Origin of the sequence: Methylorubrum rhodesianum (genome assembly GCF_014199985.1) — a bacterium.
In the GTDB taxonomy this organism is placed as follows: Bacteria; Pseudomonadota; Alphaproteobacteria; order Rhizobiales; family Beijerinckiaceae; genus Methylobacterium; species Methylobacterium rhodesianum.
Genome location: NZ_JACHOS010000006.1, coordinates 1 through 26,502 on the forward strand (window position 1 = coordinate 1; position 26,502 = coordinate 26,502).

General features: G+C 70.5%; 25 protein-coding genes. 11 read left to right on the top strand and 14 right to left on the bottom strand.

What is annotated here, in order from left to right; genetic code table 11:
- Positions 1–105 precede the first annotated feature (105 nt).
- From HNR01_RS10055 to HNR01_RS10095, 9 genes are all read left to right on the top strand, one after another.
- Entirely contained in the window at positions 106–1,710 is a 1,605-nt protein-coding gene (locus HNR01_RS10055) for an ABC transporter ATP-binding protein (RefSeq protein ID WP_183667618.1), read from the top strand.
- A gap of 64 nt (positions 1,711–1,774) precedes the next feature.
- On the top strand, positions 1,775–2,866 hold the full coding sequence (locus HNR01_RS10060; protein ID WP_183667619.1) for an ABC transporter permease: 1,092 nt from the start codon (positions 1,775–1,777) through the stop codon (positions 2,864–2,866).
- Positions 2,863–3,804 (top strand): ABC transporter permease, encoded by a 942-nt coding sequence (locus HNR01_RS10065; RefSeq protein WP_183667620.1) that lies wholly within the window; start codon positions 2,863–2,865, stop codon positions 3,802–3,804. Before HNR01_RS10060 ends, HNR01_RS10065 begins: the two co-directional genes overlap by 4 nt.
- 151 nt (positions 3,805–3,955) lie before the next feature.
- A complete protein-coding gene (locus HNR01_RS10070; protein WP_183667621.1) occupies positions 3,956–5,110 on the top strand; it encodes a BMP family ABC transporter substrate-binding protein in 1,155 nt (384 codons plus the stop codon).
- A gap of 140 nt (positions 5,111–5,250) precedes the next feature.
- On the top strand, positions 5,251–6,399 hold the full coding sequence (locus HNR01_RS10075) for an ABC transporter permease (RefSeq protein ID WP_183667622.1): 1,149 nt from the start codon (positions 5,251–5,253) through the stop codon (positions 6,397–6,399).
- 22 nt (positions 6,400–6,421) lie between these two features.
- Positions 6,422–7,342 carry an ABC transporter permease gene (locus HNR01_RS10080; RefSeq protein ID WP_183667623.1) on the top strand — a complete coding sequence of 307 codons (921 nt, stop codon included), beginning with the start codon at positions 6,422–6,424 and terminating at the stop codon, positions 7,340–7,342.
- A 9-nt stretch (positions 7,343–7,351) separates the two neighbouring features.
- The gene (locus HNR01_RS10085; RefSeq protein ID WP_183667624.1) at positions 7,352–8,380 is read left to right on the top strand and encodes a formamidase; all 1,029 of its coding nucleotides are present in this window, start codon (positions 7,352–7,354) and stop codon (positions 8,378–8,380) included.
- The gene (gene biuH / locus HNR01_RS10090) at positions 8,377–9,096 is read left to right on the top strand and encodes a biuret amidohydrolase (protein ID WP_183667625.1); all 720 of its coding nucleotides are present in this window, start codon (positions 8,377–8,379) and stop codon (positions 9,094–9,096) included. The genes HNR01_RS10085 and biuH overlap by 4 nt, the downstream gene beginning before the upstream one ends.
- A 6-nt stretch (positions 9,097–9,102) precedes the next feature.
- Positions 9,103–10,644 (top strand): ABC transporter ATP-binding protein, encoded by a 1,542-nt coding sequence (locus HNR01_RS10095; RefSeq protein WP_183667626.1) that lies wholly within the window; start codon positions 9,103–9,105, stop codon positions 10,642–10,644.
- Positions 10,645–11,354: 710 nt separating this feature from the next.
- Here HNR01_RS10095 and HNR01_RS10100 read toward each other — a convergent pair.
- Together HNR01_RS10100 and HNR01_RS10105 are read right to left on the bottom strand one after the other, a co-directional pair.
- Positions 11,355–11,717 carry a YybH family protein gene (locus tag HNR01_RS10100; protein ID WP_183667627.1) on the bottom strand — a complete coding sequence of 121 codons (363 nt, stop codon included), beginning with the start codon at positions 11,715–11,717 and terminating at the stop codon, positions 11,355–11,357.
- A 467-nt stretch (positions 11,718–12,184) separates the two neighbouring features.
- Positions 12,185–12,706: a hypothetical protein gene (locus tag HNR01_RS10105; RefSeq protein ID WP_157228187.1), complete on the bottom strand. Its 522-nt coding sequence runs from the start codon at positions 12,704–12,706 to the stop codon at positions 12,185–12,187.
- A gap of 517 nt (positions 12,707–13,223) precedes the next feature.
- Here HNR01_RS10105 and HNR01_RS10110 point away from each other — a divergent pair.
- Positions 13,224–13,778: a fasciclin domain-containing protein gene (locus tag HNR01_RS10110; protein WP_183667628.1), complete on the top strand. Its 555-nt coding sequence runs from the start codon at positions 13,224–13,226 to the stop codon at positions 13,776–13,778.
- Between the two features lie 69 nt (positions 13,779–13,847).
- On the opposite strand, the gene HNR01_RS10115 is transcribed toward HNR01_RS10110, so the two are convergent.
- Both HNR01_RS10115 and HNR01_RS10120 read right to left on the bottom strand, forming a co-directional pair.
- Positions 13,848–14,609: an anti-sigma factor gene (locus HNR01_RS10115; RefSeq protein ID WP_183667629.1), complete on the bottom strand. Its 762-nt coding sequence runs from the start codon at positions 14,607–14,609 to the stop codon at positions 13,848–13,850.
- On the bottom strand, positions 14,606–15,115 hold the full coding sequence (locus HNR01_RS10120) for a sigma-70 family RNA polymerase sigma factor (RefSeq protein WP_183667630.1): 510 nt from the start codon (positions 15,113–15,115) through the stop codon (positions 14,606–14,608). The genes HNR01_RS10115 and HNR01_RS10120 overlap by 4 nt, the downstream gene beginning before the upstream one ends.
- A gap of 454 nt (positions 15,116–15,569) precedes the next feature.
- Here HNR01_RS10120 and HNR01_RS10125 point away from each other — a divergent pair, with 454 nt between their 5' ends.
- Positions 15,570–16,643: a BMP family ABC transporter substrate-binding protein gene (locus tag HNR01_RS10125; RefSeq protein WP_183667631.1), complete on the top strand. Its 1,074-nt coding sequence runs from the start codon at positions 15,570–15,572 to the stop codon at positions 16,641–16,643.
- A gap of 77 nt (positions 16,644–16,720) precedes the next feature.
- Here the strand turns inward: HNR01_RS10125 and HNR01_RS10130 are convergent, their stop codons facing one another.
- The 10 genes from HNR01_RS10130 to HNR01_RS10175 form a co-directional block, all read right to left on the bottom strand.
- Positions 16,721–16,987 (bottom strand): hypothetical protein, encoded by a 267-nt coding sequence (locus HNR01_RS10130; RefSeq protein ID WP_183667632.1) that lies wholly within the window; start codon positions 16,985–16,987, stop codon positions 16,721–16,723.
- Between the two features lie 68 nt (positions 16,988–17,055).
- Complete coding sequence (locus HNR01_RS10135) at positions 17,056–17,262, bottom strand: hypothetical protein (RefSeq protein ID WP_096484624.1); 207 nt, start codon at positions 17,260–17,262, stop codon at positions 17,056–17,058.
- 133 nt (positions 17,263–17,395) lie between these two features.
- On the bottom strand, positions 17,396–19,042 hold the full coding sequence (locus tag HNR01_RS10140; protein ID WP_183667633.1) for a CocE/NonD family hydrolase: 1,647 nt from the start codon (positions 19,040–19,042) through the stop codon (positions 17,396–17,398).
- Positions 19,032–19,850: a creatininase family protein gene (locus HNR01_RS10145; RefSeq protein WP_183667634.1), complete on the bottom strand. Its 819-nt coding sequence runs from the start codon at positions 19,848–19,850 to the stop codon at positions 19,032–19,034. Before HNR01_RS10145 ends, HNR01_RS10140 begins: the two co-directional genes overlap by 11 nt.
- Positions 19,850–21,421, bottom strand: coding sequence for a class I adenylate-forming enzyme family protein (locus HNR01_RS10150; RefSeq protein ID WP_183667635.1), 1,572 nt, complete (start codon positions 21,419–21,421; stop codon positions 19,850–19,852). The genes HNR01_RS10145 and HNR01_RS10150 overlap by 1 nt, the downstream gene beginning before the upstream one ends.
- Before the next feature lie 50 nt (positions 21,422–21,471).
- On the bottom strand, positions 21,472–22,059 hold the full coding sequence (locus HNR01_RS10155) for an NAD(P)H-dependent oxidoreductase (protein WP_183667636.1): 588 nt from the start codon (positions 22,057–22,059) through the stop codon (positions 21,472–21,474).
- Positions 22,056–23,441: an FAD-binding oxidoreductase gene (locus HNR01_RS10160; RefSeq protein ID WP_183667637.1), complete on the bottom strand. Its 1,386-nt coding sequence runs from the start codon at positions 23,439–23,441 to the stop codon at positions 22,056–22,058. Before HNR01_RS10160 ends, HNR01_RS10155 begins: the two co-directional genes overlap by 4 nt.
- A gap of 1 nt (position 23,442) precedes the next feature.
- Positions 23,443–24,414, bottom strand: coding sequence for an isopenicillin N synthase family dioxygenase (locus tag HNR01_RS10165; protein ID WP_183667638.1), 972 nt, complete (start codon positions 24,412–24,414; stop codon positions 23,443–23,445).
- Positions 24,415–24,426: 12 nt separating this feature from the next.
- The gene (locus tag HNR01_RS10170) at positions 24,427–25,395 is read right to left on the bottom strand and encodes an ABC transporter substrate-binding protein (RefSeq protein ID WP_183667782.1); all 969 of its coding nucleotides are present in this window, start codon (positions 25,393–25,395) and stop codon (positions 24,427–24,429) included.
- Positions 25,395–26,468, bottom strand: coding sequence for an aromatic ring-hydroxylating dioxygenase subunit alpha (locus HNR01_RS10175; RefSeq protein WP_183667639.1), 1,074 nt, complete (start codon positions 26,466–26,468; stop codon positions 25,395–25,397). Before HNR01_RS10175 ends, HNR01_RS10170 begins: the two co-directional genes overlap by 1 nt.
- Positions 26,469–26,502: the final 34 nt, after the last annotated feature.

The following is a 26,502-nucleotide window of genomic DNA, read 5'->3' on the forward strand; positions in this document are numbered from 1 at the left end:
CGCGGGCACGTGGCGGGTGATCGACGGACAGCCCGTCGGCATCGAGACCGGCCGCCTGCGCGAGGACCATTCGCGGATCGCCCGGCACTTGTTCGGTACGGCGTGATGGCGGCCGCATCCGCTGCCCCGGCGCCGCGGGGAGGCCCGACCCCGCTCTTCGGAGCCTATGGCATCGTCAAACGTTTCGGCGCCTTCACCGCCAATGACGGCGTCGACCTGGAGATCCGCGCCGGGGAGATCCACGCCCTCCTCGGCGAGAACGGCGCCGGCAAGTCGACCCTGATGAAGATCCTCTACGGCCTCCTGGAGCCGACCGAGGGCGTCGTCACGCATCAGGGCGACATCGTGCGGCTGGCGAACCCCGAGGCCGCGCGGGCGCTCGGCATCGGCATGGTCTTCCAACACTTCTCGCTGTGCGAGAACCTGACGGTCGCCGAGAACATCGCCCTCGTCATGCCCGCCGCGCTGACGGGCCGGGCGCTCGCGGAGCGGATCGCCCGGCTCGGGGCGGATTACGGCCTGCATCTCGATCCGGCGCGGCCGGTCTGGTCGCTCTCGGCCGGCGAGCGCCAGCGGATCGAGATCGTGCGCTGCCTGCTCCAGAACCCGAAGCTCGTGATCCTCGACGAGCCGACCTCGGTGCTGACGCCGGGCGAGGCGGAGGCGCTGTTCGCGGTGCTGGAGCGGCTGCGCGACGAGGGCCGGGCCCTGCTCTACATCTCACACCGGCTCGACGAGGTGCGCCGCCTCTGCACCCGGGCCACGATCCTGCGGGGCGGCCGGGTCGTCGGCACGTGCGATCCGCGGGCGGAATCCGCCCGCTCGCTCGCCGCGATGATGGTCGGCACGGGGGTGAGCGAGGTGCGGCCGAAGTCGGTCGGCGGGTCCCGCGGGGAGCGCCTCGTGCTCGACCGCCTCACGCTGCCCGCGCCGGGCCTGCACGGGACGCCGCTGCGGGACATCGCGCTCCGCGTCGCGGGCGGCGAGATCCTCGGCATCGCCGGGATCGCCGGCAACGGGCAGGCGGAACTGTTCGACGCCCTTTCGGGCGAGAGCCGGGCCCCGGCGGCCGGGGCCGTGCGCTTCGACGGCCGGGCGGCGGGCCATCTCGGCATCAATGCCCGGCGCCGGCTCGGGGCCGCCTTCGTGCCCGAGGAGCGCAACGGCCACGCCGCCGTTCCGCCGATGAACCTGTCGGAGAACGCGCTGCTCTCCCGCCACGCCACCGCGCCGCTCACCCGTTTCGGCCTGCTGCGGCTCGGTGCGGCGCGAGCCCTCGCCCGGCGGGTGGTCGATGCCTTCGACGTGCGCGGCGCCGGCCCGGACCCGGCGGCGGGCACGCTCTCGGGTGGCAACCTGCAGAAGTTCGTGGTCGGGCGCGAGATCCTGGCCGAACCGGGCATCCTCGTCATCAACCAGCCGACCTGGGGCGTCGATGCCGCCGCCGCCGCCCGGATCCGGCAGGCCGTGCTCGATCTCGCCGGCAGAGGGAGCGCGGTGGTCGTGATCAGCCAGGATCTCGACGAGCTGTTCGAGATCGCCGATTCCATCGCTGTCCTGCATGCCGGCGCGCTCTCGCGGCCCGTCCCGACCGGCGCGACCAGCCGCGCGGCTCTGGGGCTGCTGATGGGCGGGGTCGGCGAGCCGGAGACGCAGACCGGTGAGCCCCCGGCAGCGCCCGCGATCCGAACCGCCGCGCCGGTCCTTTGAGCCCCTGCCGGACCCGATCCGCCCATGCGCGTGAAAAGCCAGCCAGGAATGAACGGGATGCGCGATGCGCCTTGACCTCCTCCCCCGCGCGCGCCGGTCGCCCTGGCTCGACCTGCTCGCGCCCGCGCTGGCCTTCCTCGCCGCGGTCCTGATCGGCGGGATCGCGGTGGCGATCCTCGGCGTCCCGCCGGGGCAAGCCTTCCTCACCTACTTCGTCGCCCCCTTGAGCGAGGTCTGGTCGCTGCAGGAGGTCGCGCTGAAGGCCGCGCCGCTCGCCCTGATCGCGACCGGGCTCGCCTTCTGCTACCGCGCCAACCTGTGGAACATCGGGGCGGAGGGCCAGTACGTGGCCGGCGGCCTCGCGGGCGGCTGGGTCGCCGTCGCCGCGCACGGTTCGCAGGGGCCGACGGTCTGGATCCTGCCGGCGATGCTGCTCGCCGGCACGCTCGCGGGCATCGCCTACGCGATGATCCCGGCGCTGCTGCGGGTCAGGCTCGGCGTGTCGGAGATCCTGACCAGCCTGATGCTCGTCTACGTCGCGCAGCTGCTCCTCGACTACATGGTGCGCGGGCCCCTGCGCGATCCGCAGGGCTACAACTTCCCGCAGAGCGTCAGCTTCGAGGACGCCGCCCGGCTGCCCCTGCTGATGGAGGGCGAGTCGCTCCATGCGGGCGTGCTGATCAGCGGTCTCGCGATCGCGCTGGCGGCCCTCGTCCTGGCGCGGACCCTGTTCGGCTTCGAGGTGCGCGCGGTCGGCGCGAGCCCGCGGGCGGCGCGCTTCGCCGGCTTCTCGGACGCGCGCCTGACGCTCGCGGTCTTCGCGATTTCCGGCGGGGCGGCGGGCCTTGCCGGCATCTGCGAGGTGGCCGGACGGATCGGCCAGCTCCAGCCGGAGATCTCCCCGGGCTACGGCTTCACCGCGATCATCGTCGCCTTCCTCGGCCGCCTCAGCCCGCCGGGCACTCTGCTCGCGGCCCTCGTCATCGCCCTGACGACGATCGGCGGGGAGGGGGCCCAGATCGACCTGAAGCTGCCCCTCGACCTGACCCGCGCCTTTCAAGGATTGCTGCTCGGCCTCGTGCTCGGCGCCGACGTGCTCACGCGCTACCACGTCCGGATCGTGCCGGGCGGTGCGGGCGCCAAGGTGACCCCATGAGCCTCGACATCGTCAGCCTCGACATCGTCCAGATGGTGCTCGTCACGGTGCTGACGGCGGCGACACCGCTGATCCTGGCCGGCATCGGCGAACTCGTGGTCGAGCGCTCCGGCGTGCTCAATCTCGGCGTCGAGGGCATGATGGTGCTCGGCGCAGCCGCCGGGTTCGCCGTCGCCACCCAGACCGGATCGACCGGGCTCGGCGCCCTCGGCGGGGCCGGGGCGGGCCTGCTGCTCGCCGCCCTCTTCGGCGTCCTCACCGTGGGGCTGGCGGCCAACCAGGTCGCCTCGGGATTGGCGCTGACCATCCTCGGGCTGGGACTCTCCGGCCTCGTCGGCGCCGGCTATGTCGGGATGAAGCGCGATCCGGCGCCTCATCTCCACCTGCCCGGCCTCACCGACCTCCCCGGGATCGGCCGGCTGCTGTTCGGGCACGACGCCTTCGTCTACGCGGCCCTGCTCCTCGTCGTGGGCGTTTGGTGGTTCCTGTGGCGCACCCGCGCCGGATTGATCCTGCGCGCCGTCGGCGACGATCACACCGCGACCCATGCCCTCGGGCTCAAGGTGCGTAAGGTCCGCTTCCTCGCCGTGCTGTTCGGCGGCGCCTGCGCGGGACTGGCCGGCGCCTACCTGTCGCTGGCCTACACGCCGTTCTGGGCGCCGGCGATGACCGCCGGACGGGGCTGGATCGCCCTGGCGCTCGTGGTCTTCGCCTCCTGGCAACCGCTGCGGGTGGCCGCGGGCGCGCTGCTCTTCGGCGGGGCGACCGTGCTCCAGCTTCACGCCCAGGCCGCGGGTCTCGGCCTGCCGGGCCAGCTGCTCTCGGCCCTCCCCTACCTCGCCACCATCCTGGCGCTCGTCCTGCTGTCGCTCGGCCGGCGGCGGGGCGGATCGCTGGCACCGGCGGCCCTCGGCCGCGTCTTCGCCCCGAGTCGTTGAGGATGGGGGCCTTCCGGGAGGGTTGGCGCGAAAGCATGCATCGGCAGATGGCATTTTAGGCGCCTTGTCGGCCGGGATCTGATTTTCCCTGCCGGATGGGGGCAGTTCCGGTGCCGAAACTTTGATCTTTTCTCGACCTGAAACAGGATCAATGCTGACAAAACTTGTGCCGCCGGCCCGGAAAGACGGATCACGCCTCGTGTCAGACCATTCTTTCTCCCGCAGACATCTGCTCGGCGGTGCGGCCGCCCTCTCCCTCGGGGCGCTGCCCTTCGGCCGCGCCCGGGCCGCCGGTCCGCTCACAGTCGGTTTCATCTATGTCGGGCCGAAGGATGATTACGGCTACAACCAAGCCCACGCTCAGGGCGCGGCCGCCCTCAAGGCGATCCCCGGCGTCCAGGTGGTCGAGGAGGAGAACGTCCGCGAGACCACCGACGTCCAGAAGACCATGGAGAGCATGATCAACCTGGACGGGGCGACCCTCGTCTTCCCGACCTCCTTCGGATACTTCGACCCACACGTCCTCATCGAGGCGAAGAAGAACCCGAAGGTGCAGTTCCGCCATTGCGGCGGGCTCTGGACCGAGGCGAACCCGAAGAATGCCGGCTCCTATTTCGGCTACATCGCCCAGGGGCAGTACCTGAACGGCATCGTCGCCGCCCATGCCTCGAAGGCGAAGCGGCTCGGTTTCGTCGCGGCCAAGCCGATCCCGCAGGTTCTCAACAACATCAACGGGTTCCTGCTCGGTGCGCGCAGCGTCGATCCGTCGATCACCGTGCAGGTGATCTTCACCGGGGAGTGGTCGCTCGCCGTCAAGGAAGCGGAGGCGACCAACGCGCTGATCAACGGGGGCGCCGACGTGATCACCTGCCACGTCGACAGCCCCAAGGTCGTGGTGGAGACGGCGGCGCGCCGCGGCGCCTTCGTCTGCGGCTACCACGCCGACCAGTCGGCTCTCGCCAAGGACCAGTACCTGACCGGCGCGGAGTGGAACTGGGCCTCGATCTACAAGGGCTTCGTCGCCGACATGCAGGCGGGCAAGGCACCGCCGAATTTCCTGCGCGGCGGGCTGCCGGACGGCTTCGTGAAGATGAGCCCCTACGGTCCCGCGGTCTCCGAGGAAGCCCGCAGGCAGGCCGATGCCGTCAAGGCCGAGATGATGAAGGGCGGCTTCGCCATCATCAAGGGCCCGCTCAAGGACAACAAGGGCAACGTGATCGCCGGTGCCGGCACGGCGCTGGCCGAGAACGCGAGCGAACTGGAGAAGACCAACTACCTCGTCGAGGGCGTGAAGGGCTCGGCCTGATACGGCCGCCGGCCGGCAGCCCGAAGGCCGCCCAAGCAGGCTTGGCATGGCTTGTGCGGCCTCTCGGAGGAGGACCCGACCCAACGGACCCGTTCCCTTGGACCCGACCCGCTGGACCCGCGCCCCTTGGACCCGCACCCATGGCCGCTGACACCACCGCCCCCGGCCTGCCGCTGGCCGAGAGCGATCCGGACCGCCCCCCGGCCTCGCTCCAGATCCGGGCGTGGCTCGCGCGCCGCACTGAGAGCGTCGCGATCCCGCTCGGGGCCGTGGCCGCGGGCTTCCTGATCTTCTCCCTGTTCCTGGTGGCCCTGGGGAAAAGCCCGCTCGCCTTTCTCGATCTCGTCTGGCGCGGCGGCTTCGGCTCGCCTTTCGCGCTTCAGAACAGCCTGCAGCGCGCCGCACCTCTCCTGTTCGCCGCGCTCTGCGTCGCGCTGCCGGCCCGCCTCGGCCTCGTGGTGATCGGCGGCGAGGGCGCGATCGTCCTGGGCGGCGTGGCCGCGGCGGCCGCGGCGCAGCCGCTCCAGGGCCTATCCCCGCTCCTCGCCGTGCCGCTGATGGCGCTCGCCGCCGTCGCGGCCGGGGCCGCCTGGATCGGCGCCGTCGGGGCGCTGCGCGCCTATCGCGGGGTCAACGAGACCATCGCCAGCCTGTTGATGTCCTACATCGCGCTCGCGCTCTCGAACCATCTGATCGAGGGCTGGCTTCGCGATCCGGCGAGCCTCAACAAGCCCTCCACCGCGCCGATCGGCGAGGCGTTCATGGTCGGCGCCCTGCCGGGCCTCGATGTCCATTGGGGCCTCGGCATCGGCGTGCTCGCCTGCCTCGCCGCCTACGCGCTGACCGAGCGGACGACGATCGGCTTCGCCGCCCGCATCGCCGGCGGCAACCTGCGGGCGGCGCAGATTCAGGGCCTGCCGGTCGGGCGCCTCGTGGTGAGCTTCACCGCGCTGGGCGGCGCCTGCGCCGCGCTCGCCGGCTTCTTCGAGGTCGCGGCGGTGCACGGCAACGCCAACGCCTCGCTCAATGCGGGCTTCGGCTATACCGGCATCCTCGTCGCCTTCCTCGCCCGCCACAATCCCCTGGCGATCCTGCCGGTCGCCTTCCTGCTCGGCGGCATCGAGGCCTCGAGCGGCCTGATCCAGAGGCGGATGCAATTGCCCGACGCGACGGTGCTCGTGCTCGAAGGGCTGCTCTTCCTCGTCGTTCTCGTCAGCGAGACGCTCTACGGGCGCTTCAAGCCCTTCAGCCCGCATCTCTGGGCCGAGAAGCGCCGGGCGGTCTCGTGAGAACCGGCTTGAGGGACGCGGGATGAGCGACGATCTCGGCCTGACGACGGTCCTGCTCGCCGTGATCGGCGGGGCGATCCGCGTCTCGACGCCGTTCCTGTTCGTGAGCCTGGGCGAGACCATCACCGAGCGCTCGGGGCGGATCAATCTCGGGCTCGAAGGCACCCTCGTCTTCGGTGCGATGTCGGCCTACGCCACCGCCGTGATGACGGGCAGTCCCTGGGCGGGCGTGGCAGTTGCCGGGCTCGCCGGGGGCGCCTTCGGCGGGCTGCACGGCTTCATCTGCCGCTTCCCCCGGGTCAACGACGTGGCGATCGGCATCGCGCTGATGCTGTTCGGTTCGGGGCTGGCCTTCTTCCTCGGCAAGCCCTTCATCCAGCCCTCGGCCCCGCCGCTGCCGGCGATCCCCTTCGGCTTCTGGTCGGACCTGCCTCAGGTCCAGGCGGCGCTGCGGGTCAACGTGCTGTTCCTGGCCGGCGCCGCGCTGGCGCTGTTCCTGTGGTGGGCGTTCCGCAACACCAAGGCGGGCCTGATCGTGCGCGTGGTCGGCGACAGCGCGGAGGCGGCGCGCGCCATGGGCTACGACGTCGACCGCGTGCGGCTTCTTGCGACGGCGACCGGCGGCGTGCTCGCCGGGATCGGCGGCGCCTATCTCTCGCTCTACTATCCCGGCTCGTGGAACGAGGGCATCTCGTCCGGACAGGGCCTGATGGCGGTGGCGCTCGTCATCTTCGCCCGCTGGAATCCGCTCGCCTGCTTCGGGGCGGCCCTGCTGTTCGGGGGCGCCGGGGCGCTGGGACCCGCCCTGCAATCGGTCGGCATCTCCCAGGGCTACTACCTCTTCTACGCCGCCCCCTACGTCCTCACCCTGGCGCTCCTGATCGCCACCTCCTCGCCGGACCGGGCGCTGACCGGCGCGCCGGGCGAGCTGTCCCTCAAGTAAGGAAGCCTCATGAACGGACTCGGTGGACTGAACAAATCCCCGAACGGCGTCGTCATCGGCCTCGTCCAGCTGCAACTGCCGACCATCGCCACGCGGGCCGATGTCACGGCCCAGGCCGAGCGCATCGTCGCGATGGTCGCCAAGGCGCGCGCCAACATGGCGACGATGGATCTGGTCGTCTTCCCCGAATACGCGCTGCACGGCCTGTCGATGGATACCCGCCCGGAGATCCTGTGCACGCTCGACGGACCCGAGGTCGCGGCCTTCAAACAGGCCTGCCGCGACAACCGGATCTGGGGCTGCTTCTCGATCATGGAGGCCAACCCGAACGGCAACCCGTTCAATTCCGGCCTCATCATCGACGAGACCGGCGAACTCAAGCTCTATTACCGCAAGATGCATCCCTGGGTGCCGGTCGAGCCGTGGGAGCCCGGCGATCTCGGCGTTCCGGTGATCGAGGGGCCGAAGGGAGCCAAGCTCGGCCTCATCATCTGCCACGACGGGATGTTCCCGGAGATGGCGCGCGAATGCGCCTACAAGGGCGCCGAGATCATGATCCGCACGGCCGGCTACACCGCGCCGATCCGCGAATCCTGGCGCTTCACCAATCAGTCGAACGCCTTCTGCAACCTGATGGTGACCGCCAACGTCTGCATGTGCGGGTCCGACGGCACCTTCGACTCGATGGGCGAGGGGATGATCGTCAACTTCGACGGCACGGTTCTCGCCCACGGCACCACCGGCCGCGTCGACGAGATCATCACCGCCGAGGTGCGGCCGGATCTCGTGCGCGAGGCGCGGGCGCATTGGGGCGTCGAGAACAACATCTACCAGCTCGGCCACCGCGGCTACACGGCGGTGAAGGGCGGCGCGGGCGACTGCCCCTACACCTACATGCACGACCTCGCCGCGGGCCGTTACCGCCTGCCGTGGGAGGAGACGGTGCAGGTGACCGACGGCACCTCGTGCGGCTTCCCGGCGCCGACCCGCGTCTATGGCGAGGGCGAGCAACCGGCGGCGCGGGAGGCGGCGGAGTGAGCGTCATCCCCTTCCCCTCCGCCGGATCTCCCGAGGGCGGACGCTTCGTCGCCGCCGAGCCCTATCCCTGGCCCTATGACGGCTCGCTCGGTCCCGAGACCACGGCGCTCGTCATCATCGACATGCAGACCGACTTCTGCGGCAAGGGCGGCTACGTCGATGCGATGGGCTACGACCTCGCCCTGACCCGCGCGCCGATCGAGCCGATCGCGCAACTCCTCGCCGCCGCGCGGGCGGGCGGCTACCACGTGATCCACACCCGCGAGGGCCACCGGCCCGACCTCGCCGACCTTCCCGCCAACAAGCGCTGGCGCTCGCGCCGGATCGGGGCGGGGATCGGCGATCCCGGGCCCTGCGGACGCGTGCTGGTGCGCGGCGAACCGGGCTGGGAAATCATCCCGGAACTGGCGCCGCTGCCAGAGGAGCCGGTGATCGACAAGCCGGGCAAGGGCTCGTTCTGCGCCACCGATCTCGAACTCATCCTGACGACGCGGGGCATCCGCAACCTGATCCTGACCGGTATCACCACGGATGTCTGCGTCCACACCACGATGCGCGAGGCCAACGACCGCGGCTTCGAATGCGTGATCGTCTCCGACGGCACCGCCGCCACCGACCGTGGCAACCACGAGGCGGCGCTGAAGATGGTGACGATGCAGGGCGGCGTGTTCGGCGCGGTCGCCTCGTCCGAGGCGATCCTCGCGGCGATGGGCTAGGTCGTGATGTCGGCCCCCGCTCCCTCCGGCGCCCTCGCCATCGAGACCGTCGGCATGACGAAGCGCTTCGGCGGCTTCACCGCCCTCGACGACGTCTCGATGAAGATCGAGGCCGGCGGCTTCCACGCCCTGCTCGGCGAGAACGGGGCGGGCAAGTCGACCTTCGTCAAATGCGTGATGGGATTCTACCCGCCGAGCGCCGGCTCGGTCCTGATCGACGGGCGCGAGGCGGAGATCACCGGGCCGAAGGGCGCGCAGGCGCGCGGCCTCGGCATGGTCTACCAGCATTTCACCCTGGTGCCCTCGCTGACCGGCGCCGAGAACCTCGTCATCGGCCGGGCCGACGCGCCCGCGATCCTCGATTGGACGGCCGAGCGCGCGGCGCTCGCCGACTTCATGGCGCGGATGCCGTTCCGGCTGAACCTCGACCGGCCGGTGGCGGAACTCGCGGCGGGCGAGAAGCAGAAGCTCGAGATCGTCAAGCAGCTCTACCTCAAGGCCCGCTTCCTGATCCTCGACGAGCCCACCTCGGTGCTGACGCCGACGGAGGCCGAGGAGGTGCTGGGCCTGTTGCGGGGCATGGCGGATGCGGGCGCGCTCACGGTGCTGATGATCAGCCACAAGTTCCGCGAGGTCGAGGCCTTCGCCCGCAGCCTCAGCGTCCTGCGCCGCGGCCGGCTCGTCGGCGGCGGCGCGGTCGGCGCGCTGTCGCGGGACGACATGGCGGCGATGATGGTGGGCGAGCGCACCACGCGCACGATCGCCGCGCGGATCGGCGAGCCCGACCGGGCGCGCGAGATCCTGCGTGTGGAGGGTCTGACCGCCACCGACGTCTCCGGCCTGCGGCGGATCGATGTCGCGGATCTGCGCGTGCGCGCCCACGAGATCGTCGGCATCGCCGGCGTCTCCGGCAACGGGCAGAAGGAGTTGGCCGACGTGCTCGGCGGCCAGATCCGCGCGACGGGCGGGCGCGTCGCGATCCAGGGCGAGCCCTACGGCGGCACCCGGGCGGAGAGCCGTCGGCACCGGGTGCGCTTCATCCCGGAGGAACCCCTGCGCAACGCCTGCGCGCCGCGGATGTCGGTGGCCGAGAACCTCGCCTTCCGCGCCTTCGACCGGCGCGGCGACGACCCCGACGGTCCGCCGACCCTCTGGCTCGACCGGCGCGCCATGAGCCGGCGGGCGAAGGACCTGATCGCCCGCTTCAAGGTGAAGACCGCCTCCTCGGAGGCGCCGATCGCCACGCTCTCGGGCGGCAACGTGCAGCGCGCCGTGCTGGCGCGCGAACTCACCGACCCGGTCGATCTCCTGATCGTCGTCAATCCCTGTTTCGGCCTCGATTTCGCGGCGGTCGCCGAGATCCGTTCCCGCATCGTGGCGGCGCGCAACGCCGGCGCCGCCGTTCTGCTGATCAGCGAGGATCTCGACGAGATCCTGGAACTGTCGGACCGGATCTGCGTGATGTCGGACGGGCGCCTCGTCTACGAGACGCCGGCCGCGGCGGCGGAGGCCGGAGTGATCGGCCGCCACATGGCCGGGCATCACTAGGTGAGGGGGCTTATCCAGGCCTCCAGGGTTCAGGAGTTTCCGGTCGCGGGCAAACTCGCTCAACGGTTCTGCGAGATCGATGGATGCGTATTTTCGACATCTTCGGCCGTAAGCGCCGCAAGGAAGAGCGTCGCCGCCGTGAGGCAGCCGCCGGCAAGCCGTGCTCGTCGGCTGGCGGCGATGGCGGCTACAACCCGGCGCTCTACGACTCCTCCGCCGTGAACGACAGCGGACCCTCCCCCTCGCCCCATTCTTGCGGCTCAGCTCCGTTGCCTTACGCGGGCGGCAGTTTGTTCTGCTCTGGCGGGGACAGTGGTGGCGGAGGCGGCGGGGACTGACCCTGCTCCCGAACCCTGGAGGACCTTGCCCCAAACCAGACGGGAGGTCGATCCGCATCATCGCAAGATCCTAGGTCATGGTCCGTCTCGCCACCCTCTCCCCATGTCTTGGCACCTTGGACACCCGCACAGAGTGCCCAGCGCCGAAGCAGGCAGATCCCGGACTGCTGATACCTGAGTGACCTGACCGATTGGCTTTGGACGGGCGGATCGAGAGATCAGGGTGTCCGATGCCCCTCATTCTTCTGGGAACCGGCCGCCCGCCGCTGTGCGCCAGTCGGCGGTCCGAAGCGCATGAAATCGAGTGGGGCCGCGGACATCCAGTTTGGAGCGTGGCGCTCGCGCCGGCGCTCCGCGGCGAGGCAAGCAGCCTCAGTTCCAGGTGTGCAGCACGGTGCGCCAGCCATCGCCTTGGCGCTCCAGGACGTTGACCCAGTTGCCGCCGTAGCTCTGCGTGTCGCCGCCCTCGGTCGGTCCGTTCAACTGCCACCGGCCAGTGAGGATCAGGGTGTCACCCCTTGTGGTGGCATCCTGCACCGTGATCTTGTGATCCTTGAAGCCCTTCGCCTGTAGGTCTGCGAAGAAGCTGGCGATCGCCTGCGCTCCCCGAACCGGCGAGCCGCCTGCTGGAATCACTTGACCCTCCTCGCTGTAGAGCTGGCCGAGCCCGGTGGTGTCGCCCCTGTTGAAGGTCTGGTCCCACCGATCGGCAATCGCTTGGCCTTGCGCGTTCATCGTCTCTCCCTCCGGCGGTTGCGGGCGCCGACAGAGCACCCGTTCCTTCCGCCCCGTGAGACGACCTGAGGCCTAGAGGGATCCTCCTCTGACCCGGTCCGCAACAAGGGGCGTCAGCTCAAGCTAGTCCCCGGTGTACCGCGGAGATGCCCCTGTGAGCACAAGGCTGCCTTGCAGCCGCTCCCGGGGCACGGGACCTCCCTGCCGGCTCGGCAGCCATGTCAGACAGCCAAGCCGCTTACTGGGCTATGAATTTCTACGGTCGTGCCCGCGGCCTGTTCTCCATGACGAGACCAGCAGGCCCGGAGCGAAGTGAAATGCGCCGCGAACCGCAATCCTCCTGGCACCGGGGCAGATACCGCAAGTGCTTGCGAGAAGTCTCAAGCTGGACCATTCGTATTAGCACGCAACAAATTTCCAGCTACAATAATTACCAGACTTACCCACAAGCCATGCATTTGAATCACCTACACCCTGCTATCTTTTGCAGCTTGAGCAACCTGATTCGACTTCGTGACGCTGCCGACCTTCGAGGGCGGGACACTTGCGCGACGGCGATCATTTTCGATCGAATTCATGCCGAATCTGCTTCTGCGACCGGCCAGTGGATGGTGCTTCTTCTTCGAACCCTTCAAGCCCAACGCCCTCTCAGCCGAAGCCTGCATCGATTCACGCGCCGCAATGACACGCCGGCGCGTCAACTCGCCGTTCACACGCTTTAATGCACTGGCAAAAACCTGCTTTCGTTTGGTCGGCTTATCGAGATTGCCGGGATAACTGCTGCCGCGCGGCTCACCTTTGCCGCTGATCCCACGACGCAAATCTCGGCTTAGCGTCCTCTCTTTCGAGCGTAGATCTCGGAGCCGAACTCGGGTTTGCACGAGTTCATCGGACGAAACATCATAGAGCGCAGGATAATGTGTTTGGCCTAGAATCTGGCCTTCATCGTGCGAAACGAGGCTACGCTCCACTCTGATCGACATGGCCATGGCCTCAACCTCCCTTGTTCGACACCGAAGGATGGTGGAACATGCTACCCTAGAAAGCCAGAGGGCTCCGCTCACACGCTCAAGTCCCCCTGAAGGCCAGCTAAAAGCATTTGTCTCCCTACCCGTCGCTGCGTCTTGCGGCCGCTCGATGGAGCCGGATCAGCCGACATCGCCACTCAGGCGTGGAGGCAGAACGTCATCGCCGCCAGCGCAGTGGAGAGCGTGGTGACCGTACAACGCGTCGAGGGTTGGCCCAGGACCGCATCCCTCCGAAGCGATCACTGGCTTGACGCGCAGTTCGGACCGAAAGCCTGGGCGGCCGCCCGCATGTTGGGAGAGAGCGCTTGAACCGCCGCTTCCGACCCGTTGCAGACCATTGGGCCAGCACGCCGCCAAGGTCACATTTGAAGGATGGCCGACCCCAATTTTTTTCGCGTGGCTGAAACTTTCTGGCCCTCGGCCGCCGTAGAGGCCCGCGACGCCCCCGACGGGGTGCGCTTCAAGGGAGCCAGAACGCATGTCCAAGACCCTCGTCCGCCTCGCTCTTGCCCTCGGCCTCGGCCTCGCCGCCGCTCCGGCGCTTGCCAAGAACCCCATGGTCGGCGGCGCGCCGATGTTTGCGAGCAAGACGATCGTCGAGAACGCAGTCAACTCGAAGGACCACACCACCCTGGTCGCCGCCGTGAAGGCCGTGGGCCTCGTCGACACGCTCTCGGGTCCTGGCCCGTTCACGGTGTTTGCGCCGACCAACGCCGCCTTCGCCAAGCTGCCCGCCGGAACGGTCGAGACGCTGGTGCAGCCCCAGAACAAGGCACAGCTCACCAGCATATTGACTTACCACGTCGTGCCCGGCGCCTACACCGCCAAGGATCTGATGGCGCTGGTGAAGCAAGGCGGTGGCGAGGCGACGCTCAAGACGGCGCAGGGCGAGCCGCTCACCGTCGCCATGGCCCGCGGCGGCAAGGGTCTGACCGTAACCGACACCAAGGGTAATACCGCCCGCGTCACTACTGCCAACGTGATGCAGTCGAACGGCGTCATCCATGTCGTTAACGGCGTGCTGATGCCCTGATCGCACGCCGCGACCTCGCCGGCCGCACGGCCTCTCCCCTGCCTCGTGCAGGGGAGAGGCCAGGCACCTTCATTCGCGGATGAGCCGGCCCGAATAGATCACCGGCCCGGTCGCCTTGCCCCCCGGGGCGCCACCCTTCGGCTCCACCGTCACCGCGAGCGTCGCGTCGGGAGCATCGGAGCGGAGGTCGGAAGGCACCGTCAGGGTTTCGGTCGCATCGGTGATCAGGCCGAGCGAGCGGGGGGCCGTCCCCGCGTGGATGTACCAGAGTTCCAGGCTCCGGTCCGGCGGCGTCTCCGCCGCGAGGCTGCGCACATGCACGCGGCCCCGGTCGAGATCAACGCGCACGATGAGCGCCGGCAGCGCGCCGCCGCGATCGACCACGGCGAGGTATTGCCGCCCGTCCGGCGCGGGCCTCGGCCCGGCGACGATCCAGAGGGCGAGACCCGCCGCGAGTGCGCTCGCCGCCGCTGCGCCGAACCGCCAGCGCCGCAATCCGCGCTCCAGCCGGACGATGCGCGCCGTGCCGGCCGCATCCGTATCCTGGGCATCGGGGTGTGCGGCGACCTGGGCCTCGATGCCGGCCCAGACCCGCGGATCCGGCTCCATCGCGGGCGCCGTCGCGGCGAGCGGTGCGAGCCGCGCCTCCCAGGCAGCGACGGCAGCCCGCAGCGCGGGCGTCTGGTCCAACGCGCGCACGAAGGCGGCGCGCTCGGCCGCATCGAGAGTCCCGAGGACGTACTCGCCTGCCGCTCCGTCCGGATCCTCGACCCAGAAGGGCGGAGCTTCCGCGCCGTCGCCGGGCCCGAACTTACCCGGTCCCGTGCTCATACCGCCTCCAGGCAGCTGCGCAGGCCGGTCAGGCCGCGGCGCAGCCACGTCTTGATGGTGTTGACCGGCCGATCGTGCCGCGCGGCAAGCTCCTCGCGCGACCAGCCCTCGCAATAGGCGAGGACGAGACAATCGCGCTGCGCCGGCTCGACGGCGTCGAGGCAGTGGGCGAGCGCGTCGCGCCGGGCGAGGTCGGCCTCCCCATCCCCGAGGTCGGCCAGGCGCTCCAGCCAGCCCTCCTCGGCCTGCGTCAGACGCGCGACCTTCTCCTGCCGCAGGCGGTCGATCGCCTTGTGCCGGGCGATGGCAGCGAGCCAGGGGAAGGGCGTGCCGCCGTTCGGATCGTAGCTGCCGGCCCGCTGCCAGATGCGCACGAACACCTCCTGCAGTGCATCCTCGGCCGCACCCCGATCCTGCACGATACGCAGGATGATCCCGAGAAGTTTCGGGGCGGTCGCGGTATAGAGCGCGCGCAAAGCCGTGCGGTCGCCCTCGGCGACAGACATAATCAGCCGCGCGAGATCTGCGTCGTCAGACGCCTTCACGATCGGCACAGCTCCCCCCTTTCCCCGAACGATCCCGCTTATCCTACGGACTCGGGCGTCTCAACCGGCCAAGCCTTTCCCCATGCGGCACAGCTTGGCCTGAAGGGTTACGTGTGGGGTGTCCCTCGATCTCTGCGGCAGCACAGCGGTTCGTAGCACTCGATCATCGGTTCGACGAACGCTCGATCTACGCTGCGATGCAGTGCGTAGCGACCGCTCGTCTGAAAGCCTGCTTCCCACCCGTCGCAGCCCTTCGCAGGCTCAAGCTGATCAGGGTCGCATCCTGAAGCCGGCTCAGCGCTCCTGCTCCCGCGGCCCGACCTGGCCCTGGTCTTGCTCTGAAAGTCTCCCGGGCGTCCATGCGCGGCGCCGGCAAGTCGCGGCGGGCAACGCCGCCGAAAAGGGGCAGACAGTCATGATGGGCAGCATCGTCACGCGCGTGGCCGGAGCACTCCTGTGCGCGGCCGTCGCGGCGAGCCCGGCACGGGCGGCGGACAAGCTCAAGGTCGGCTTCGTCTATGTCGGTCCGGTCGCCGATTACGGCTATTCCTACCAGCACGACCTCAGCCGCAAGGCGCTAGCCGAGGCGCTGCCCGACAAGGTCGAGACGACCTTCCTCGAGAACGTGCCCGAGGCCGACAGCGAGCGCTCGATCGAGAAGCTCGCCCGCTCGGGCGCGGGCCTGATCTTCACCACCTCCTTCGGCTTCATGGAGCCGACCCTGAAGGTCGCCAAGAAGTTCCCCAAGGTGAAGTTCGCCCACGCCACCGGCTACAAGCGGGCCGACAACGTCTCGACCTACTCGGCCCGCTTCTACGAGGGGCGCTACATCTGCGGGAAGATCGCCGGCAAGCTGTCGAAGTCGGGCACCGTCGGCTACATCGCCTCTTTCCCGATCCCGGAAGTCGTGAGCGGCATCAACGCCTTCATGCTCGGCGCGCAGTCGGTCAACCCGGACATCAAGGTCAAGATCGTCTGGGTGAACACGTGGTTCGACCCCGGCAAGGAGGCGGAGGCGGCCAAGGCGCTCCTGGCGCAAGGGGCCGACATCCTGACCCAGCACACCGATTCCGCCGCGCCGCTGCAGGAGGCGGAGAAGGCCGGCAAGCTCGCCTTCGGCCAGTCCTCCGACCAGTACCGCTTCGCCCCCAAGGCGCAGCTGACCTCGATCGTCGACGACTGGAACGGCTACGTGATCCAGGAGGCCAAGGCCGTCCTCGACGGCACGTGGAAGAGCGGGGACAGCTGGGGCGGCATCAAGGACGGCATGGTCGTGCTGGCGCCCTTCACCAACATGCCCGACGACGTGAAGGCGCTGGCCGAGGAGACCAAGAAGGGGATCGTCGAGGGCCGGATCCACCCGTTCCAGGGGCCGGTGCTCAAGCAGGACGGCTCGGTCGCGGTGAAGGAGGGGGAGCACGCCCCCGACCCGATGATCCTCGGCATGAACTGGTACGTGAAGGGGATCGACGATCGGCTGACGCAGTAGAGGCGGACGCCGGGTCCCGGGAAAAAGGAGGCGCCGCCGGAGCGATCCGGCGGCGCCTCTTCTCGTTGCGAGGCCGGTCAGGGACGCGGCGGCGGGAGACGGCGCTCCTCGGCCGGGGGCGGGACGGTCTCCACCGGCACGCCGGTGCCGGGCGGTGCCGGGATGGCTTCGCCTGAGCGGATCGCCTCCCGCTCGTTCGGGAGGGCGGCGGCTCCTTCCGTGCCGCCCGGCGCGGTCGCGCCCGGGCTGCCGGCCGGAGCGCCGGTCGATCCTTGGGCGAAGGCGCCGGCGTGCAGACCGGTGAGGATAGACAGGGCGAGTGTGGCGGTCGTGAAGGTACGCATGGGACGGGCTTTCCGGTTGCGGTGGGATTGCGGGGTGTTGTCGGTCGCTAGGGACCCCGGGAAGCGGCTCACCGATGTCGCTTCCGGTGGGAGCGGGCGGCTTTTCCGCGCCGCCCGCCCGGGGCGGTGATGCGCGATTGACCGGCCGGCGGCGTCACCGTGCCCTGCGCACGGGCGCCCGGCGCCGTGACGACGCCGCTGCCGAGACAGAAGGCGGCGGCGAACCAAGCGAGGAGAGGGAGGCTGAGGCCGAGACCGGCCCGTGTCACGCGCATTCTGGAGGCTCCCGCGGGGCCGTGATGGCCACGTTTGCGCCGTCGGCGGCAGCAAAGGCCGTGCCGTCGGCGAAGCCGGAGCCGCATCCGCTCGACGAACCGGCATCGTCGGCACGTGCTGCGATCGGCCGGCTCATGCGAAGACCGGCAGAAGCAGCCGCGACGGCCGCTCGGCCCCGTGGCGGAGGGCGAGCACGATCACCTTCGCCTGGATCGCCGCGGCCGCCTCCGGGCGGCTTCCGGTCCCCGGATTGACGGCGAAGGCCGGCCAGGCGGCGGCCTGGAGCGACAGCCGCAGGCGCTGTCCGGGCCGCAGCGTGCAGCACACGCCCCGCATGGCGATGCGCCGGGGACCGGGCGCGCCGGCATCGGCGACCCGCAGATGGCCGGCGGTCAGGGTGAGGGCGCGTCCGTCCGGCTCCACGAGGGAGAGCGTGGCGTGGAGGTCGTAGCTCGCCGCCGCGGTCTCGACGTAGACCTCGGCCGCCACGCGGCCGGCGAGGTGCAGGGGCGCGGCGATCACCGGGCCGTCATAGACCGCGACGTCGCTGCGGTCGTCGAGGGCGGCACGGTCCTGGTAGCCCGGCGGCGTCCCCCAGGGCCCGCCGACGATCGGCGCGGGGCGCCACGGATCATGCACGAGGCGGTCCTCGCCGGCCGCCCCCGGCGCCGCCGCGAGCCGTCCGCCCGCCGCGGTGGCGGCAAGCCCGTCGGAGGCGAGATAGAGCGCCGTCGGTTCGGGCTCGGGCCAGGCGGAGAAGCCGGCCCAGCCGCGCCTGCCCACATCGAACAGCCGGACCGGCGGACCCGGATCCTCGCGCCCGAGCAGCACGTGATCGAGGAAGGCGACGGTCGCGGCATCGATCGGCGTGGCGGCCTCCGGTCCGAGATCGAGGCTGCCGACGCGGCGCCCCCAGGGGGCGTGCGTCCAAGGACCGATCAGGAGGCGCTGTGGCGCCGGCCCGGCGCGGAAGGCTTGGTAGGCGCGAAGCGTGCCGTCGAGCAGAAAATCCTGCCAGCCGCCGACATGCAGGCCGGGTACGGCGAGGTCGCTCCCCGCGAGGAGGCGGGCCGGCGCGATCGCGTCCCAATAGGCGGGATCGTCGCCGAGCCAGTCGATGTAGTGATGGTCGGCGGCGTGTCGCGCGAGCACTTCGGGCTGGGCCGCGACCGGTCCGCTCCAGGGCGCGCCGCGGGCCGCCCCGCCGAGCGCCGCGAAGGCGGCCGCGTCGCCCCGGAGCCGGGCGCGTTCGGCGCCCATCTGGCAGGCCCAGCCGATATTGCCGGCGAGCCCGAAGGCACCGCCGGTGAAGGCCCAGTCGTCGCGGATGTCCCATCCGCCCATCGCCGGCACGATCGCATCGGGCCGCTTCGTGCCCGCGCGGCGCGCACCCGCGAGCGCCAGGAACTGCGTCACCGCCTGATAGCTGAAGCCGTAGGTCGCGACGCGGCCGTCCGATCCCGGTAGATCCGCGGCCCAGGCCAGGGTCGCCGCGCCGTCCGCGGCCTCGTGCTCGAACAGGCGGAAATCGCCGCCGCTGCCGCCGCGCCCGCGCACGTCCTGAACCACGACGAGGTAGCCGCGGGCGGCGTACCAAGCCGGATGGGCCAGGGTCAGGGTCGAGGCGATGGCGCGGCCGTAGGGCTGGCGCATCAGCAGGACGGGATGGCGACCGGGTCCGGCGGGGCGCCAGAGGTCGGCCACGAGCTCGATCCCATCGGGAAGCGTTAGCGTCGCGGTCTCGGGCTCGGCAACCCGCCGCAGGGCGTCAGCGGGCATCGAAGGCCGTCCCGGGGCTCAGCCGTTCGAGCGGGAAGTCCGCGATCTCGCGCACCAGCCGCACCACGCCCGCGGCGGCGCGCTCCACCAGTTCGGCCCCGCGCCGGGCATCCGCCGCCGCGGCGTTGCCGCTGACGCCGGCGGGGTGGAGGTCCTGCGCCATCCAGCCGAAGCCGACCCGGCCCTCCGGAGTCAGCAACCCGCCGGCCCGCTCCATCTCGACCGAGAGCGGGACGAAGTCGTCCGCCCGCTCCATCCGCACGAGGTCGGGGTGGAGCGCCAGCATCGCGCTGGTCTCGATCGCCCCGCCATGGATGCCGTGGCGGCGCTCGGCCTCCGAGAAGAGATCGTCCATCGGCGTCACCCCGCCCCAACCGCAGCCGACCGCGAGCATGCCGAGCCGCACCCGCAATTCGCGGGTCACGATCTCCATCACCTGCGGCTGCCCGCCATGGCTGTTGAGGATGAGGAGGCGGCGGCCGCCGGCGCGGTGCACGCCCTCGGCGGTCTCGATCCAGAGCCGCGCCAGGGTTTCGTGGGAGAGACTGAGCGTGCCGGGGAAGGCAAGATGCTCGTTCGACTTGCCGATCGGCAGCATCGGCAGGACCAGCGCCGGCAGGTCGTCGGGCATCAGGGCCACGGCACGGGCGAGGATGCCGGCATTGATCGCGGCATCGACCCGCACCGGCAGGTGCGGCCCGTGCTGCTCGACCGCCGCCACGGGCAGGACCGCGACGAGTTGCGTCCAGTCGAGGCGCGAAAAGTCTTCCGTGGTCAGGTCCCACCACCAGCGTGACGCGGGGCGCATCACACCGCCGCCACGCTCTTCGCGGCACTTTTGGCGGCACTCTCGGCAGCGGTCTGGGCGAGGTCGGAGCGGGCGAGATCCGCCTTGGCGATCTTGCCGGTCGGGGTCATCGGCATGTCCGGCACGACCACGAGCACGAGGGGGTCGAGGTCGTAGGCGACCCGGCCGGTGATCGCGGCCTTCAGCGCCGCCGCGTCGAGCGCGGCGCCGGGCTGGCCTTGCGCGAAGGCGACCGGCCGCTGGCCGAAGACCGGATCGGCGACGCCGACCAGCGCCGCCTGGGCCACGCCGGGCTGCGCCGCCAGCGCCTCCTCGACGTCGCGCGGGTACCACAGGCGCCCGGACACCTCGACGAGCTCCGCCCGGCGGCTGCGCAGGGTCACGCAGCCCTCCGCGTCGAGAAGCCCGAGATCACCGGTGCGCAGGTAGCCGCCGCGGGTCGCGGCTTCCGTCTTGTCCGGCTTGCCCCAGTAGCCGGCCATGAAGCCGCCGGTGAGCGCGATCTCGCCGATCTCGCCCGGCGGCAGCACCCGGTCGTCGGGGCCGAGGATGAACACCTCCTTGTCGGGCAGCGGCGGCCCGACGCGCCCGAGCCGCGCATCGTCCGGCTCCGGTTCCGGGTAGCCGAGGCCGACGAAGCCGCCGAGTTCGCTCTGGCCGTAGCTCTCGACCAGCGGCAGGCCGAGCTCGTCGCGCCACGCCGCCTTGAGCGTCGGCGGCACCGGACCGCCGCCGGAGAGGCCGAGGCGCAGGGCCGGCGGCGGGGCGCCGCGGCGGCGGGATTCCTGCAGCACGTCGTCGAGGATCGGCGGGTTGGCCACGAGGCTCGTCGCCCCGCGGGCACTGAGCGCGTCGTAGCCGCCCTCACGGGTCCAGAAGCGCATCACGTTCATCGCCGCGCCGACGGCGAGCGGCGGCAGCAGGTTGGCGACGAGCTGGTAGGAGCTGGAGAGCGCGGAGGGGCCGAAGGAGACGTCGCCCGGTCGCAGCCGCAGGCGCTCGCCGATGCAGCGGGCGGCGCGGACGGTGGGCTCGTGGCGCAGGCAGGCGCCCTTCGGCTTGCCCGTCGTGCCCGAGGTGTAGGACAGGTGGGCGATGGCGGTCTCGTCGCCGGGATCGGGCGGGGCGGGCAAGGCTGCCGCCAGCATCTCCGGCAGGGAGAGGGCGCCGTCCTGCGCCCCGTCCATGCACAGGCGGGCGCGGACCGTTCCGACCGCCTCGCAGGCCGCGGCCACCTGCGCCGCCATGTCGTGGGTGTAGACCACTGCGCTCGGCGCGTGGTCGGCGAAATAGTCGGTCAGTTCGTCGGCAAACTTCACGTTCACCAGCGCGGCGATGGCGCCGATCCGCCATGCTCCCAGCATCGCCACGATGTAGTCGAGCCCGTTATGGGCGAAGATCGTGACACGATCCCCCTTTCCCACGCCGAGATCGTGCAGGGCGCCGGCCATGCGGTCCATGGCATCGACGGCCCCGGCATAGGTCAGGCCGCGATCGCGATCGACCCAGTGGAAGGCGGGCCGCTCGGGATGGCGCTCGGCGCCGAGGGTGAGGAGACGATGCATCAGCATGGCGGGGCTCCGGTCGTGGCGTTGTTCTCGGGATGCGGGGATCGACGGCCTCAGAGCCGCTCCATCCGCCCGCGAACCCGCTCGATGAAGGCGCGGCGGCGTGCCTCCGAGGCGACGTTCAGGTGGTAGAGCGCGAGGTACTCGGCGCGGGCCCGGCGCGCGGCGAACCAGCGGAGGTAGCGCGTCACCATCCGCCGGGGCGGATCCTGCATCGCCAGCGCCATCCAGCGCGGACGGCCGTAGGTGACGACGCCGACGATCCGCTCCAGCGTGTCGAGGGTCGGGCGGACGTGCCGCGGGTCCGAGAGGTCGAAGGCGACGCCCGGCATCATCAGCCGGTCGATGAAGCCCTTGAGCATGGCGGGTGGGCCGAAGCACCAAGTCGGGAACTGCACCACCAGCACCTGCGCCGCGCGCAGCCGGGCGACGTAATCCTCGAGCCCGCGCTGGTTCACCGTGACGTCGTGATAGTGGCGCCGCCCCTCCGCTGTGAGGACCGGGTCGAAGCCCTCGGCGTAGAGGTCGAGCAGGTCGACCGTGTGCCCGGCCCGAGTCAGGCCGTCGAGGGCGGCCGTGCGGATCGCTCCGTGAAAGCTCTCCGGCAGCGGGTGGCAGTAAAGGTAAAGAATGCGTTTCACGTGAAACACGCCGCTCGGGTTGCGGCGGCGGGGGTGAAGGTCCGCATCTTGCCCGGGTTCATCAGGCCCATCGGGTCGGTGAGCCGCTTGAAGCCGAGCTGATCGGTCTCCGCCCGTTTGTGCCGGGTGCCGTCCTCCAGGGTGTAGACGTGGGGGTTGGCGATCGAGACGCCGCGCGCCTCGTGGGCCTCGATGATGTGGTTCAGCCGGTCCGCGTCGGTGAACTTCAACAGCGGAATGCCGGCATAGGTGAGCCGGCCGGCGAACTCGATGAGTTCGAGATGCGGCACGATCTCGTCGGGAAACAGAGCCGCCATCTCGGCGACGCTCTGCATCAGCCCGTCGGCGGGGTGGAGGCTCTGGAGGTAGGTCCAGCTCCGGTCGGTCTTGAGCACCTGCAGCGTGGTGTGGTTCCAGCTGTACTCGTAGAGCGGCGTGTGGCCGGGCGAATCGTCGAGCGGCGTCTCCAGGGTGATGGTGCCGCCCTCCCGCGCCACCCGTGCCCGGAAGGCCGGCAGGCTCGCCTCCGCCACCATCGCGATCAGGATCGCCTGCCCCGGCGGACAAGACCCGCGCAACGCGGTGAACCATTGCGGCAGCGGCCAGGCGATCGGCGTGACGAGCTTCTTGGTGATCGCCGGATCGCGGCCGACCGCCAGCCCGACCTCGGCCGCCGTCAGGAAATCGTCGAAGGCGACGATGACATCGATCCAGGGATGGACGGGAGCCAGCGGCATCTCCAGCGCCGTGACGATGCCGGTGGTGCCGTAGGCGTGGGCCACGCCGTTGACCGCGTCACCGGTGAGTTCCAGCACCCGCGGCTCCGGCTCCAGAGTCACCACCCGGGCGGCGCGGATATTGCCGCGCTCGCGCAGCTGTCCGTAATTCACCGAGCCGATCCCGCCCGAGCCGCCAGCGACGAAGCCGCCGATGCTCGCCGTGCGCTTGGTCGAGGGATGCATCCGGATCTCCTCGCCACCCTCGGCGAGGAGCGTATCGAGGCGGTTCATGCGCAGGCCGGGGCCGGTGCGCACCGCGCCGTCGCGCTGCCACTCGACCCGGTCGAGGCCGGACACGTCGAGCACCACGCCGCCGTGCAGCGGCACCGCTTGGCCGTAATTGCCGGTGCCGCCGCCGCGCACGGTGAGCGGCACCCCGTGCCGCGCGCAGGCCGAGGCGACGGCAATCACCTCGGCCTCGCTCGCGGCCTCGGCAACGAGGTCGCCGGACAGGCCCTTCAGCGCGGCGTCGAGGACGGGGGAGTACCAGAAGAAGTCGCGCGAGCGCTTGCGCACCCGTGCCGGCTCCTCGATCAGGGCGACGCGGCTGGAGAGATCCGCCTTGAGGGAGGCCAGCGCGTCGGGGGAGGGGCGGCCTACCATCTCAGGCCCGCGCCGTCAGGTCCATCGAAGCGCGCAGCTTCGACAGGATGTACTCGCCCGCCTTGACCGGTTCGTAGCGCGGCGGGTTGGCCGCATCGCAGCAGCTCGGCAGGCAGGCGACCTCGGAGAGTTCGTTCGGCGCGGTGAAGGCGACCATGGACAGCCGCGCGGACGAGCCGGTCAGCCCGCGGTCGGGGTTCGAGACTCGGTGCAGGGTCGAGCGCCAGCGCTCGTTGGTCCAGCGGGCCAGGAGATCGCCGACATTGATGACGAAGGAATCGGGCACGACACCGGCCTCGAACCAGTTGCCGTCGCGGTCGGCGACCTCGAGGCCACCCGGCGCCGCGTCCTGACGCAGGATCGTCAGGCCGCCGTAATCGTGGTGCGCGCCGTAGCGGAGCTGCCCCGGCATCGGCGGCTCGGCCTGATCGGGATAGTGGACGAAGCGCAAGGTCAGCGCCGGATCGGCGAACCAGGGCGCGAAGTAGTCCTGCGGCAGGTCGAGGGCGAGCGCTGATAGCTCCGTGAGCTGCCCGGTGAGCCGCAGGATCGCATCGCGCCACGCCTCGACGAGGCCGCGCAGCTCCGGCGGCTCGGCGGGCCAGATGTTCGGCCGCGCCGATTGGGCCGCGCGGTGGGGCGCGCTGAAGACCAGCGCCTCGCACAGGTCGGGCGGCGTCTCGCCTTGGAGGGTCCGCGCCACGCTCTCGATGCCGACCGGCAGGTAGCCCCGGCCCTTGGTCTTCTCCGGCGCGGCGTCGCGGCTCTTCACCGCGAAGGGCTGCGCGAAGTAGCGCTTCATCACGTCGTAGACGTCGTTGGCCAGACGCTCGGGGATGCCGTGGCCGACGACGACCGCGAAGCCCGTCGTCTCGAAGGCGTGGCCGAAGGCGCGCCCGACACCCGCCCGCGCGGCGGCGTCGCCGTGGATGAAGGGCGCGATGTCGACGATCGGGAGATCCGCCTGCCGCATGGATGCGCTCCGTCAGGGTTGGGCGAGGAAGTCGAGGGTGTAGGCCTGGCGCACGTCGAGCGAGGCCGGGTAGAGGCCGGCCTGGGTCATGACCTCGAAGAACGAGCGCCAGCGCGCCTCCGTCATGGCACCGAGGCCGAGCCGGGCCGCATCGCCGCCATCGACGAGGCCGCGCCGCTTCATCTGATCCATCTTGAAGCGGAACAGTTCTTCGCCGCCGGTCGGCACCAGGGCGAGCACCGCCCTTATCGCCGGCTCGTAACCGCCGGCCATGCAGGCCTCCCAGCCCTTCCGGCTCGCCTCGACGAAGGCCCGGACGACCTTCGGCTTGGCGGCGATGAAGGCGTCGGTGGCGAAGATCGAGGTGGCGTAGTTGTCGTAGCCGTAATCGGCGAGCAGGATCGAGACCGGCGGCTCGGGCAGGGCCTTGCCGAGCAGGGCCGCGTCCTCGGTGATGTAGCCCTGCTGCACCGCTTGGCTGTCGGCGAGGAAGGGAGCCGCGGAATAGGCGAACGGCCTGAGCTGGTCGTCGGTGAAGCCGTAGCGCGCCCTCAAGAACTGCCAGAACTCGTTGCGCGAGAAGCCGCCGACCATGATCGGCCGGCCCTTCAGGTCCTCCAGCCGGGCGACACCCTGGCCGGCATGGGCGACCAGCGTCTGCGGGTCCTTCTGGAAGAAGGCCGCCACGGTGCGCGCCTTGATACCCTTGGCGACGAGGTTGAGCGTTGTGAAGCTCGACCCCATGCCCATGTCGAGCTCGCCCGAGGCGACGAGGAGCGGCATGTTGACGTTGGGATTGCCGGGCCTCAGCTCGACGTCGAGCCCAGCCTGCTCGTAGAGGCCCGTGGCCTTGGCCTGGAAGAACCCGCAATGCTCGGCCTCCGGCACCCAGTTGAGGCCGAAGGAAACCTTGTCGAGGGCGAGCGCCGGGGAGGCCGCGAGGGCAGCCAGCGCCACGAGGAGGGCGGCGAGCCGGACCATCACGCGACCCTCTCGTGCGGCATCAGCGTCGGCGCCACCGGCACCGAGACCGCCGGCACCGCCTCCGAGACCTCCTCCTCGCCGTGCGCGTGCAGGGCGGCCAGCAGGCGGCGGCGCATGATCATGCCGGGGCGGTCGGAGGGCATGTGGCTCTCGACCTTGCGGCTCATGTCGACGGTCGCGTCCGGGTCGGTCGATTCGAGGATGTCGCGGTCCTCCTCGACGATCACCGCGTCCCAGGCGATCAGCGCCTCCGTCGAGCAATCCTCCTCACGGTCGTTGCGGTAGAGGATCTGCGCGAGGCGGATCGTGCCGTCGTCGATCGGGGTCGCCGAGTTGAAGATGATGTGCCGCAGCCCCGACGGATATTCGATGTCGAGCCGGCGGCAGAACGGCATGAACCACTTGTTGCGCATGTGGCGCCGGGTCGTCGCCTCGGTGGTGCCGGTGATGCGGTGGGCCATCGGCGGGTTGGCGATGGTAATGATCGTCTCCGCCTCGAACCCGTAATCGGTCTCGGTGATCTCGTACTTTTCCGGGATCGGCTGGCTGATCTGCCCGAACGTGTTCTGGTGCACGAAGGCGAAGTGCGCGTTGTCGAAGGAATTTTCCATCAGCCGCAGGGGCGAGGTCTTCCACACGTCGTGGAACTGCTGGATGCGCCGGTAGCCGGGCATCGTGTCCTCGGGAATCTCGGGGATCGGCGCGTAGGGCTCCTCCAGGCAGACCCAGGCGTAGCCGTACCTCGCGGTGCAGTGGTAGCTCTTCACCGCGAGCCGCGGCACGACCTGCTCCGGGCTGAATTGCGGGATGCGGGCGAGGGCGCCGTGCCGGTCATAGGCCCAGCCGTGATAGCCGCACACGATCAGGCCATCCTCGCACCAGCCCTTGGAGAGCTGAGCGGTGCGGTGGCAGCAGCGGTCCATCATCGCCGCGGGCTCGCCCGCGCCGTCGAGGAACAGCACAATCCGCTCGCCCATCAGGGTGAAGGGCTTGGGACCATCGGCAAGGTCGGACAGGCGCAGCGTCGCGTACCAGTAGTGGCGCCACAGCTTCTGTCGGGTCGTCAGCATGGAAACTCTCCGTGGTGATGCCCGGCGTGAAGCC